We start from the raw sequence: 12,460 nt of genomic DNA, 5'->3' as shown, positions 1-12,460 counted from the left end.
TCCGTCCCTACAGGGTTGCGGATTCCCGGATACCGACCCGCATCCGGGGTCGTTCTCAGGGCGCCGGACGGGACGAGCGGAGGAGAGCGCACGATGGAGAGCCGTGAGACGAAGAGCCGTGACGTGGACGGCGGGGTGCTGGAGCGCGACCTGACGATGGATCTGCTGGTGTCGCCGCAGGACAGCATCCCGGTGCGGGCCCGCCTGGGCTACCGCACCGAGGACCCGTACGCCGTGCACGTCACCTTCCACGTGCAGTCGGCCTCGCCGGTCAGCTGGTACTTCGCCCGGGAGCTGCTGGCCGAGGGCGTCTACCGGGCCACCGGGAACGGGGACGTCCGGGTCTGGCCGACCACCGTCGGCGGGCGCGGCCTGCTCACCCTGATGCTCCGCTCGCTGGAGGGCGACGTGCTGCTCCAGGCGTCCGCCGAGACGGTGGCGGACTGGGTCCGGCAGACCGAGGAGCTGGTGCCCCCGGGCACCGAGCGCGTGCACGAGCAGGTCGACCGGGTGCTGCGCGAGCTGCTGGCCGACGGCTCCACCCCGGGGGCGGCCGGCTGAGCCGGGGCCCGCGGGGTGCACGGGCGGTGGTGCGGCGGAGGGCCGGTTCGAGGGGAGCCGGCCCTCCGCCGTGTCCGGCGCCCGGGGGCTGACGCGTGGTCAGGCCCCGGGCACCGGACGGTGGATCAGCCCTGCGGCTCGGCGGTGGCCAGCGCCTCGCGGACGCAGACCGCGAGCGCGCGCACCGCGGACTCCAGGTCGGCCGGCTCGGGGTAGCTGGGGGCGATCCGGATGGTCCGGTCGGCCGGGTCGTCGCCGTACGGGTGGGTGGCGCCGGCCGGGGTCAGCGCGACACCGGCGGCGCCGGCCAGCTTGACCACGGTGCGGGCGGTGCCCCGCGGCACCTCCAGCGAGACGAAGTAGCCGCCCTTCGGCTTGGACCAGGTGACCTCGGGGTGGTCGCCGAACTCCTCGGTGAGGATCCGCTCGACCAGCGCGAACTTCGGCTCCAGCAGCTCCCGGTGGCGGCGCATGTGGGCCCGCACCCCGTCCGCGTCGCGCAGGAAGGCGACGTGCCGCAGCTGGTTGATCTTGTCCGGGCCGATGGTCCGCTTGCCGGTGTGGCCGAGCAGCCAGGCCACGTTGGCCGGCGAGGAGCCGAAGAAGGCCACGCCGCTGCCGGCCGTGGTGACCTTCGAGGTGGAGGCGAAGACGAACGCCCGGTCCGGGTGGCCGCCCTCGGCGCAGGCGGTCAGCACGTCGGCGAGCTCGACCTCTTCGTCGGTCAGGTGGTGCACCGCGTAGGCGTTGTCCCAGAAGATCCGGAAGTCCGGGGCGGCGGTCGGCATCGCGCCGAGGCGGTGGACCGTTTCGGCGCTGTAGGAGACGCCGTCCGGGTTGCTGTACTTCGGAACGCACCAGATGCCCTTGATCCGGGCGTCGCCGGCCACCAGCTCCTCGACCACGGCCAGGTCCGGGCCCTCGTCCGTCATCGGGACCGGGATCATCTTGATGCCGAAGCGCTCGCAGAGCGCGAAGTGGCGGTCGTAGCCGGGGACGGGGCAGAGGAAGGCGATCTCCGGCTCGTCCGCCCAGCGGCGCTCCGAGCCCGGCACCCCGCTGAGCATCGCGTGCACCAGGCTGTCGTGCATCAGGGCCAGGCTGGAGTTGTCCAGCGCGACCAGCTGCGCCACCGGCACGCCGAGCAGCCCGGCGAAGATCTCCCGCAGCTCGGTCAGACCCTGCAGGCCGCCGTAGTTGCGGCAGTCGGTGCCGTCGGCGGCGGTGTGCCCGACCGGCTGGGCGAGCAGGTCCTGCGAGAGGTCGAGCTGGCGCGGCGACGGCTTGCCCCGCGTCAGGTCCAGGGACAGCCCCCGTCCCAGCAGTTCCTGGTACTCGCCGACGGATCGCGACTGCACGGATGTCACGGAACTTCCTCCCTTGGACCGGGCCTTTGCGCCACAGCCTAGCGAGGCGCCGGGCGCAGTCCGAGGGGGCCACCTGGGGGACGCCCCGCCGCCCCGGCCGGGTACCGTTCGCGGGTGAGCACGCACATCGTCTGGGACTGGAACGGCACCCTGCTGCACGACATGGCAGCCGTGGTGGAGGCCAGCAACGCCGCCTTCGCCACCCTCGGGATGGCGCCGATCACACTGCAGCGCTACCGCGAGCTGTACACCTTCCCGATCCCGAAGTTCTACGAGCGGCTGCTCGGCCGCGAGCCCAGCCGGGACGAGTGGACCGTGCTCGACCTCGCCTTCCAGGACCGCTACCAGGAGCTGGCCGACGCCTGCGGCCTGACCGAGGGCGCGGCCGCCCTGCTGGCCGGCTGGCGGGCGGACGGCCGCAGCCAGTCGCTGCTGTCGATGCACGAGCACCACCGGCTGGTGCCGCAGGTGCGGGCCCGGGGGATCGAGGAGCACTTCGTCCGGGTGGACGGCCGGGTCGGCGAGTCCTACGGGACGGGCAAGAGCGCGTACCTGCTGGCCCACCTGGAGCGGCTCGGGCAGGACCCGGCGCACACCGTGGTGATCGGGGACGCGGCCGACGACGCGGTGGCCGCCTCGCGGGCGGGTGCCCGTGCGGTGCTGTACACCGGGGGTTCGCACACCCGGGAGAAGCTGGCCGGGCTCGGCGTCCCGGTGGTGGACACGCTGGCGGAGGCGGTCGAACTGGTGCGCGGCGGGCTGGTCTGACGGGGAGTCATGTGACCCGTCGGTTTGGACATCGTGTCCAGGACGGGGTGATCTTCCTCCGGCTTTGTGCCTCCATGTCCCCTGACACCTTGCTTTGCTTTGGTTAGGGTGAGTGGCGTCGTCGGGTGCCGAATCCGTCTCATTACCCGGGCGAAGGTCGCTTCATGCGTGCCATGGGCCACTTTCCTCCGGTAGTACGGGAGGATTGCGGGTAGGCCCGGCGGTGTACCCGGACCATCACCGAGTCACGCAACGGCGCGCGACAGGAGCCATGAAAGCAATGCAGACCAAGCTGGACGCAGCCAAGGCCGAGCTGCTCACGAAGGCAGCGGCAGCCGCTGAGAACAGCCAGGTGGGGGGAGCGGCGCCGGGAGAGGGTCTGAGCAACGGCGCTCTGGCTTCGTACCTGCGCTACTACTACCTCCACACCGCCCCGGAGGACCTGGTCGACCGCGACCCGGTGGACGTCTACGGCGCGGCGGCCTCGCAGTACCGCCTCGGGCTCAAGCGCCCGCAGGGCACCGCCGAGGTCCGGGTCTACACCCCCACGGTGGAGGAGAACGGCTGGTCCTGCGGCCACACCGTGGTCGAGGTCGTCACCGACGACATGCCCTTCCTGGTCGACTCGGTCACCAACGAGCTGAGCCGCCTGGACCGGGGCATCCACGTGGTGATCCACCCCCAGCTGGTGGTCCGCCGTGACCTGACCGGCAAGCTGCTGGAGATCCTCGACCTGGACGCCTGCGCACGCAGCCAGGCGGCCGGCACCGAGTGGCCCGCCGACGCCACGGTCGAGTCCTGGATGCACATCGAGATCGACCGGGAGACCGACCGCGAGGACCTCCGCGCGATCGAGTCCAACCTGCGCCGGGTGCTCGGCGACGTCCGCGAGGTCGTCGAGGACTGGGGCAAGATGCGCGACTCCGCGCTCCGGCTCGCCGACGAGCTGGCCGAGCAGCCCCCGGCCCACCTGGCCGAGCAGGAGGTCGGTGAGGCCTGGGAGCTGATGCGCTGGCTGGCCGACGACAAGTTCACCTTCCTCGGCTACCGCGAGTACGACCTGGCCGAGCACGAGGGCGAGGAGGTGCTGCGGGCCGTCCCCGGCACCGGCCTCGGCATCCTGCGCTCCGACCCGCTGAGCCACGACACCGACCACCACCCGGTCTCCGAGGCGTTCGGCCGGATGTCCGCCCCGGTCCGGGCGAAGGCGCACGAGAAGAAGCTGCTGGTCCTCACCAAGGCCAACAGCAAGTCCACCGTGCACCGCCCCGCCTACCTGGACTACGTCGGCGTGAAGCGCTTCGACGCCCAGGGCAACGTGATCGGCGAGCGCCGCTTCCTCGGCCTGTTCTCCTCGGCCGCCTACACCGAGTCGGTCACCCGCATCCCGGTGGTCCGCCGCAAGGTGCAGGAGGTGCTGGCCGGCTCCGGCTTCGCCGGCGAGAGCCACGACGGCCGCGACCTGCTGCAGATCCTGGAGACCTTCCCCCGGGACGAGATCTTCCAGACCCCGGCCGAGCAGCTGCTCTCCATCGCCACCAGCGTGCTCTACCTGCAGGAGCGCCGCCGGCTGCGGCTGTTCCTCCGTCAGGACGAGTACGGGCGCTACTTCTCCGCGCTGATCTACCTGCCGCGCGACCGGTACACCACCCGGATCCGGCTCCGCCTGATGGACATCCTCAAGCAGGAGCTGAACGGCGAGAACATCGAGTACACCGTCTGGTCCACCGAGTCGGTGCTGACCCGACTGCACTTCGTGGTCCGGGTCGCCAAGGGCAGCGAGCTCCCCTCGCTGACCGACTCCGAGGTGGAGCGGATCGAGGCCAAGCTCTCCGAGGCCGCCCGGTTCTGGATGGACGGCTTCCACGACCAGCTGCACGTCGAGCTGGGCGAGGAGCGCGCCGCCGAGCTCGGGCGCCGCTACGCCAACGCCTTCCCCGACGGCTACCGCGCCGACTTCCCGCCGCGCACCGCCGTCGCCGACCTCAAGCAGATCGAGGCGCTGAGCGGCGAGGGCGACTTCCGGCTCAACCTCTACCAGCCGGTCGGCGCGGGCGACGACGAGCGCCGCTTCAAGGTCTACCGGGTCGGCGGCCCGATCTCGCTGACCGAGGTCCTGCCGGTGCTCCAGCGCCTGGGCGTCGAGGTGCTCGACGAGCGCCCGTACGCGCTCACCCGCGAGGACGGCTCCAAGGCCTGGGTCTACGACTTCGGCCTGCGGCTGCGCGAGGCCGCCGCGCTCACCGACGAGGCGCGCGAGCGCTTCCAGGACGCCTTCTCGGCGACCTGGACCGGCAAGGCGGAGAACGACGGCTTCAACGAGCTGGTGCTCACCGCCGGTCTGACCTGGCGTCAGGCCGTGGTGCTGCGCGCCTACGCCAAGTACCTCCGGCAGGCCGGGAGCACCTTCTCCCAGGACTACATGGAGGACGCGCTCCGCAACAACATCCACACCACCCGGCTGCTGGTGAACCTCTTCGAGGCGCGCCTCAGCCCGGCCCACCAGGCCGGTGCCGTGGAGAACACCGAGGGCATCCTGGAGGAGCTCTCCGGCGCCCTGGACGAGGTCGTCTCGCTGGACGAGGACCGCATCCTGCGCTCCTTCCTGCACCTGATCAGGGCCACCCTGCGGACCAACTTCTTCCAGCACGCCGGTGACGGCGAGCGGCACTCCTACGTGTCGATGAAGTTCGACCCCAAGGCCATCCCGGACCTGCCCGCCCCGCGCCCGGCCTTCGAGATCTGGGTCTACTCGCCCCGGGTCGAGGGCGTGCACCTGCGCTTCGGCAAGGTGGCCCGCGGCGGTCTGCGCTGGTCCGACCGGCGCGAGGACTTCCGCACCGAGATCCTCGGCCTGGTCAAGGCCCAGATGGTCAAGAACACCGTGATCGTGCCGGTCGGCGCCAAGGGCGGCTTCGTCGCCAAGCAGCTGCCGGACCCGTCGGTGGACCGGGACGCCTGGCTGGCCGAGGGCGTCGCCTCGTACAAGACCTTCATCTCGGCGCTGCTGGACATCACCGACAACCTGGTGGCCGGCGAGGTCGTGCACCCGTCCGAGGTGGTCCGGCACGACGAGGACGACACCTACCTGGTGGTCGCCGCCGACAAGGGCACCGCGACCTTCTCGGACATCGCCAACGGCGTGGCCGAGAGCTACGGCTTCTGGCTGGGCGACGCGTTCGCCTCCGGCGGCTCGGCCGGGTACGACCACAAGGGCATGGGCATCACGGCGCGCGGCGCCTGGGAGTCCGTCAAGCGGAACTTCCGCGAGCTGGGCCACGACACCCAGACCGAGGACTTCACCGTGGTCGGCATCGGCGACATGTCCGGTGACGTGTTCGGCAACGGCATGCTGCTCAGCGAGCACATCCGGCTGGTGGCCGCCTTCGACCACCGGCACATCTTCCTGGACCCGAACCCGGACGCGGCGGTCTCCTTCGCCGAGCGGCGGCGGCTGTTCGACGTGCCGCGCAGCTCCTGGGACGACTACGACAAGAGCCTGATCTCGTCCGGCGGCGGCGTCTTCCCGCGCTCCGCCAAGGCGATCCAGCTCTCCGCCCAGGTCCGCGAGCGGCTCGGCATCACCGAGACCAAGCTGACCCCGGCCGAGCTGATGAAGGCGATCCTGCAGGCCCCGGTGGACCTGTTCTGGAACGGCGGCATCGGCACCTACATCAAGTCCTCCGCCGAGACCAACGCCGAGGTGGGCGACAAGGCCAACGACCCGATCCGGGTCAACGGCGGCCAGGTCCGGGCCCGGGTGGTCGGCGAGGGCGGCAACCTCGGCTGCACCCAGCTCGGCCGGATCGAGTACGCCTCCACCGGCGGCCCCGAGGCCACCGGCGGCTGGATCAACACCGACGCCATCGACAACTCGGCCGGCGTGGACACCTCGGACCACGAGGTGAACATCAAGATCCTGCTCAACCAGGTGGTCGCCGACGGCGACATGACGGTCAAGCAGCGGAACAAGCTGCTCGCCGAGATGACCGACGAGGTCGGCCACCTGGTGCTGCGCAACAACTACGCGCAGAACGTCGTGCTGGCCAACGCGGTGGCCCAGGCCGTCTCGATGGTCGACGTGCACGCCCGCATGATCAGCCGGCTGGAGCACGACGGCCAGCTCGACCGGGCCATCGAGTTCCTCCCGACGGACCGTCAGATCCGCGAGCGGGCCGCCGCCGGGCGCGGGCTCTCGCAGCCCGAGCTCTCGGTGCTGCTGGCCTACACCAAGATCACCCTGGCCGACGAGCTGCTCGCCACCGAGCTGCCCGACGACCCGTACTTCCGGGCCGCGCTGCACGAGTACTTCCCGAGCGCGCTGCGGGCCAAGTTCGCCGAGGCGATCGACCAGCACCCGCTGCGCCGCGAGATCATCACCACCCTGATCGTCAACGACACGATCAACCGGGGCGGCTGCACCTTCGCCTTCCGGCTCCGCGAGGAGACCGGCGCCACCATGGAGGAGATCGCCCGCACCCACGCGGCGGCGCGCGCGGTCTTCGGCCTGGAGCGGATCTGGGCGGACGTCGAGGGCCTGGACAACGCCGTCGCCGCCCGGGTGCAGACCGAGATGCGGCTGCACGCCCGCCGGCTGGTCGAGCGGGCCACCCGCTGGATGCTCAACAACCGGCGCCAGCCGCTCGACATCCAGGGCACCATCGAGTTCTTCCAGGCCCGGGTCGACCAGGTCTGGGACAGCCTGCCCAAGCCGCTGCGCGGCGAGGACCTGGGCTGGTTCGAGAAGATCCACCGGGAGCTGGCCGAGGCCGGCGTGCCGGAGGAGCTGGCGCTCCGCATCGCGGGCCTGTCGTCCGCCTTCCCGACCCTGGACATCGTCGGCGTCGCGGACCGCAGCGGCACCGAGGTGACCGAGGTGGCCGAGCTCTACTACGACCTGGCCGACCGCCTGCAGATCACCCACCTGCTGGACCGGATCATCGAGCTGCCGCGCACCGACCGGTGGTCCTCGATGGCCCGCGCCGCGATCCGGGAGGACCTGTTCGCCGCGCACGCCGCGCTCACCGCGGACATCCTGTCCTGCGGCACCGAGGGCTCCGCGCCCGAGGAGCGGTACGCCGCCTGGGCCGAGCTCAACTCGACCCTGCTGAGCCGGGCCAAGACCACGCTCGACGACATAAGGGGTTCGGACAACTACGAGCTGTCCAGCCTCTCGGTCGCCATGCGGGTGATCCGCACCCTGCTCCGCACGGGCGTCTGACGGTCCGACAGCATCCGCGAGGGCGGTACCGGTCCCCACCGGTACCGCCCTCGCGGCGTTCCGCCGTGGAACCCGGGAGCGGCAGCGGACAGGTGGGGGTGTGGAACTGTCACTACGGGCCCGGCTGCGGGCCGGGGACCAGGGCGCCTTCGGGCGGCTCTTCGACGAGAACGCACAGGGGGTGTACGGCTATGCCGTGCGGACGCTGGGGGACTGGGCCGCCGCCGAGGACGTGGTCTCGCTGACCTTCCTGGAGGCCTGGCGGCTGCGCGGGAAGCTGGACGTGGACGGCGGCCCGGTGCGGCCCTGGCTGTTCGGCATCGCCACCAACGTGCTGCGCAACACCACCCGGGCCGGCCGCCGGCACCGGACCGCGATGGCCCGGCTGCCGGAGCGCGGCGTGGTGCCGGACTTCGCCGACGAGCTGGTGGCCCGGCTGGACGACGGCGCCCGGCTGGCCGCCGCGAAGCGTGCGCTGGAGCGGCTGCGGCGCCGCGAGCGCGAGGTGTTCCAGCTCTGCGTGCTGGCCGGGCTGGACTACGCCTCGGCCGCCGAGGCGCTCGGCGTGCCGGTCGGCACCGTCCGCTCCCGGCTGTCCCGGGCCCGGGCCCGGCTGCGCGAGCTGGCGGCGGCGGAACTGACGGAACCTCAGCGGGGCGCTGGACAGGTAGGGAGTGACCGCGTCGAAGCGGTCCGGTCCGAGGGGAAGAGCCGATGAACCACGAGCACGAGCCGGTGCTCCCCGCCGACCGCCACGCGCTGTTGAGGGGACATCTGATGAGTGAGATCGGCCGGCAGGGCGAGGTGCGCCGGAGCCCGGTGCGCCGGTACGGCTGGGTGGCGGGCCCGGTGCTGGTCGGCGGGCTGGCGCTGGCGCTGGCCCTCGGCGGGGTGGTCGGCGGGGGCCCGGCCCGGACGCCGGCGGCGGTCGGTGCCCCGGGGGCGTCGTCCACCGCCGGGCAGCTGCTGGAGCGAGCCGCGCAGGCCGCCGCTGCTGCTTCCCCGGGCCCGGACGGCAGGTTCGTCTACGTCAAGCTGCTGGCCGGCTACGACTGGCTGGATCCGGCGACCGGGACGATCACCCGGGGCACCCCGCAGCAGCGGGAGACCTGGAGCTCGGTGGACGGCACGGAGCCGGGCCTGTTCAAGGCGGAGGGCTGGACGTCTCCGGTCCGCCCCGACCCGGACGACCCGAACGCGCCCCGGCCGGACGGCAGCGTGCCCACCGGCCCGCTCGGCACGCCGACCCTGCGCACGCCGACCCTGCGGTTCATGGCCGGGCTGCCGGCCGACCCGGACGAACTGCTCCGGATGCTCCACCACCCGGGCGGCCCCGGCAGCATGACCGAGTCGGACGACGACGCCTTCGAGATCGCGGTGACCCTGCTGCGCGAGCAGCTCGCCCCGCCCGCCGTCACGGCGGCGCTGTACCGGGCGGTCGGGCGCATTCCGGGGGTCGAGCTCTCCGAGGACGCGGTGGACGCCGCCGGGCGGCACGGCTGGGGGGTGGCCCGGACCGGCCGCGGCGGCGTGCGGTTCGAGCTGATCCTCGACCGGCAGGGCTACGGGTACCTCGGGGAGCGCCGGGTGGCCGTCACCGACGGGGAGTGGGGCCCGGCCGGCACGGTGGTCGGCCAGGCCGCGCTGCTGACCCGCACCCTGGTCGGGGCGGCGGGCGACCGCCCCTGATCCGTCGTCAGGAGCCGCCGCCCGCCTGGAGGGTGGCGGCCCGCTGGAGGGCGCTGGCCAGCAGGGCCAGGTCGGTCGGCCCGTTCCCCAGCTCGCGGACCGGGCGGCGGGTCGGCGGGGCGCCGAGCTGGGCCGGGTCGACCGCGACCACGGTGGGGCGCAGGGTGGCGGTCCGGGGGATCCGGCCGCTCACCCGGGCGGCCTGGAAGGCCGTCACCCCGCCGTCCGGGCGGCGCAGGTAGGCCCGGCCCGGGGTGTGCTCGGGCAGGGCCGCCGCGTCGCCGAGGTGGATCAGCAGCTCGGAGTCGGCCGGGTCGGCGGTGCGCAGCGCGATCCGCAGCTGGGCGTTCTCGTCCAGCGCGGTGCCGGCCGCCAACTCGGGCGCGCCGGTGGCGGCCACCAGGTGGACGCCGAGCCGGCCGCCGCGCTCGGCGACGGCGGACAGCGCCCGGCTGAGCGGGCGGCCGGCCGGGGAGGTGGGGGAGAGCAGCGCGTCCAGGTCGTCGACCACCACCACCAGCCGGGCCGGGGCGATCAGCACGTCGGCGGGCTTGCGCTGCTGCCCGACCCGGGGGGCGGGCGCGGTGGCGGCGCCACCGCCGGCCGTCACCAGGGCGGGAGCGGTCCGCACGACGGCCCGGGCGTCGTGCCAGCCGGTGAACGTCAGACCGTCGAACAGCGCCTCGCGGTGGGCGAGTTCGTCGAGCAGGGCCTCGGCGGCGAGCAGCGCCCGGCGCGGGTCGGCCCCGGCGTCAACGTGCTCGGTGACCTGCGGCAGGTCGGTGCAGCCGGCCAGCCCGGCGGGGGCCTCCGGGGTGCCGCCGCCCCGGCCGTCGATGACGGTGATCCGCAGCCGACCGGGCTGCTCGGAGACGGCCAGCGAGGCGACCAGGGTGCGTAGCAGTTCGGTCTTGCCGGTGCCCCGGGCGCCGCCGATCAGCAGGTGCGGGCCGTTCGGCTCGTCCCGGTCGGCCAGGTCGACCAGCAGGGTCTCGTCCCGGCCGGTGCCGAGCAGGGCGGTGGCGTTCCCGGGCCCGCCGGGCAGCGCGGCCCAGCGGGCGGCCAGCTTGGACGGGGTGACGGTGTCGGGCTGGAGCAGGTCGAGCAGCCGCAGCTGCTCCGGCAGCGGGCCCCGGGCGACCGGGGACGCCTCGCGCAGCGGGGCCAGCACCCGGGCCAGCCGCTCGGCCCAGGCGGGCGAGACGGCGTCCAGCGCGAGGTCGGTGACCAGCTCGCGGCGGCCTCCGCCGAGCGGGCGGTCCACGGTCAGCAGGGTGTCCACCTCGCCGGTCACCACGGCGGTGGCGCCGAGCCCGGCGGGCAGCCCGGCCGGGGTGTCGGCCAGGCAGACCGGGAAGACGCCGAGCGCCGGGCCCTGCTCCAGCAGGACGGCGAGGGCGGTCCGGGCGGCCTCGCCGACGGGTGCGCCGTCGAGCAGCAGCACGGTGGTGGTGGACGGTCCGTCAGCCCCGGCGGCGGCCCTGCTGCCCGCTCCGGCGGTCAGCTCGGTGAGCCGGGCCTCGGTCTGCTCGGGGCCGAACCCGACCAGCAGGCGGCAGTCCTGACCCCGGGTCGGCTCCAGGTGCGGCAGCCAGAACGCCCAGGACCAGTCGGCGGCCCGCTCCTCGTCGGCGGCGGCCACCACCAGGCTGAGCGAGCTCGGCGGGTGCAGCACGGCGAGCTGGGCGAGCACCGCGCGGGCCAGACCGGCCAGCCGGGGGCGCGGGCCGGCCAGGCCGAGGCTGCCGGCGGTCTGCAGGTCCACGGTGACCGGGACGGCGGGCAGCAGGGTGCCGGGGGCACTGAACGGGGTCCCGACGGCCGAGGGCTGCGGGCGGTCGGCGGTGCCGAGCCGGAGGGTGAGCGCGTCGGGGTGGTGCGGGCCGCGCTCCCAGAGCCGGGGGCCGGAACCGAGGGCGGTGAGCAGCAGGGCGGCCGGGTCGGGCCAGCGCTCGCGCTGCGCGGCGGCCTGCCGGCTGCGGACGGAGGCGTGCTGCCGGGCGGCGTCCGGGCCGCCCGGCTCGGCCTGGCGGCGGCGGGAGAACAGCGAGCGGGTCCGGCCGGTGGCGGGGGGTTCGGCGGCGGGCGGCTCGGGCGGCGCGGCGGCCGGCGCCGGCCGGGGCGGCCGGGCGGCGGCGAGCTGGAGCCGGCCGAGGCCGTCCGGCGTGGTGCGGCCGGCGTCCCGGGCCTCCTGACGGGTGATCAGCAGGGTGGACTCACCGATCCGGACCAGGCCGTCCTCGGCCAGCTCGACCGCCTCGTCGCGCAGGAAGCGGCCGTCCAGCTCGGTGCCGTTGGTGGAGGCCAGGTCCCGGACGGTCACCGTGCCGTCGGGGGAGAGCTGGAGCGAGAGGTGCAGCCGGGAGACGTCCGGGTCGTCCAGCGGGACGTCGGCGGCGCTGGAGCGGCCGATGGTGATCCGGTCGCCGTGCAGGCGGTGCACGCCGCCCGCGTCCGGGCCGCCGGTGACGCGCAGCTCGGCCGGGGCCGGGGCGTCGTCCGGGGCGGCGTCCGGATCGGGCTCGTTGAGCGAGAGCACCGCGCCGTCCAGCAGCGGGGGGTGGCCGAGCGGGGTCTGGTCGTCGATCCGCCGGCCACCGGCGTACAGGTGCACATGGGTCGCGGACCGCGGGCCGCGCACGCCCACCGCTCCCGCGAGCGCTCCCGCGACCGCGCCGAGCGCCGTGCCGACCGGGGCGGTGACCAGGACGTCGGTGGCCGTTCCGGCGGCTGCCGGTCCGCTGCGCGGTCGGAGGACAGTGAGCCGGATCTGCATCGCCCCCGCACTCCCCTTCAGTGATGCCGTTGGGCCACAAGAGTGGTGCCTGTCATCCTGCCACCCCGGGGGGACGCG

7 protein-coding genes are annotated in these 12,460 nt (G+C 74.0%); 5 read left to right on the top strand and 2 right to left on the bottom strand.

Translation table 11 applies throughout. From position 1 onward, the window contains the following. Nucleotides 1-93 precede the first annotated feature (93 nt). Complete coding sequence (locus ACIRBX_RS31090; RefSeq protein ID WP_402302045.1) at nt 94-561, top strand: SsgA family sporulation/cell division regulator; 468 nt, start codon at nt 94-96, stop codon at nt 559-561. Nucleotides 562-686: 125 nt separating this feature from the next. Here the strand turns inward: ACIRBX_RS31090 and ACIRBX_RS31085 are convergent, their stop codons facing one another. Then, the gene (locus ACIRBX_RS31085) at nt 687-1,919 is read right to left on the bottom strand and encodes an aminotransferase class I/II-fold pyridoxal phosphate-dependent enzyme (protein WP_402302043.1); all 1,233 of its coding nucleotides are present in this window, start codon (nt 1,917-1,919) and stop codon (nt 687-689) included. A 123-nt stretch (nt 1,920-2,042) separates the two neighbouring features. Between ACIRBX_RS31085 and ACIRBX_RS31080 the strand changes: the two genes are divergently transcribed. The 4 genes from ACIRBX_RS31080 to ACIRBX_RS31065 all read left to right on the top strand — a co-directional run bounded on the left by ACIRBX_RS31080 (nt 2,043) and on the right by ACIRBX_RS31065 (nt 9,606). Beyond that, nucleotides 2,043-2,696 carry an HAD family hydrolase gene (locus ACIRBX_RS31080; protein WP_402302042.1) on the top strand — a complete coding sequence of 218 codons (654 nt, stop codon included), beginning with the start codon at nt 2,043-2,045 and terminating at the stop codon, nt 2,694-2,696. 280 nt (nt 2,697-2,976) lie between these two features. Next, complete coding sequence (locus ACIRBX_RS31075; RefSeq protein WP_402302102.1) at nt 2,977-7,917, top strand: NAD-glutamate dehydrogenase; 4,941 nt, start codon at nt 2,977-2,979, stop codon at nt 7,915-7,917. Nucleotides 7,918-8,017: 100 nt separating this feature from the next. Next, complete coding sequence (locus ACIRBX_RS31070; RefSeq protein ID WP_402302040.1) at nt 8,018-8,635, top strand: RNA polymerase sigma factor; 618 nt, start codon at nt 8,018-8,020, stop codon at nt 8,633-8,635. Continuing rightward, complete coding sequence (locus ACIRBX_RS31065; protein WP_402302038.1) at nt 8,632-9,606, top strand: CU044_5270 family protein; 975 nt, start codon at nt 8,632-8,634, stop codon at nt 9,604-9,606. The genes ACIRBX_RS31070 and ACIRBX_RS31065 overlap by 4 nt, the downstream gene beginning before the upstream one ends. Before the next feature lie 7 nt (nt 9,607-9,613). Here ACIRBX_RS31065 and ACIRBX_RS31060 read toward each other — a convergent pair whose 3' ends face one another. Continuing rightward, nucleotides 9,614-12,382 carry an FtsK/SpoIIIE domain-containing protein gene (locus tag ACIRBX_RS31060; protein WP_402302035.1) on the bottom strand — a complete coding sequence of 923 codons (2,769 nt, stop codon included), beginning with the start codon at nt 12,380-12,382 and terminating at the stop codon, nt 9,614-9,616. Between the last annotated feature and the right edge of the window lie 78 nt (nt 12,383-12,460).

This window comes from Kitasatospora sp. NPDC096147, assembly GCF_044763225.1.
In the GTDB taxonomy this organism is placed as follows: Bacteria; Actinomycetota; Actinomycetes; order Streptomycetales; family Streptomycetaceae; genus Kitasatospora.
Note: the sequence above shows the minus strand (reverse complement) of the source record. Positions and strands in the feature narration are given on the sequence as shown.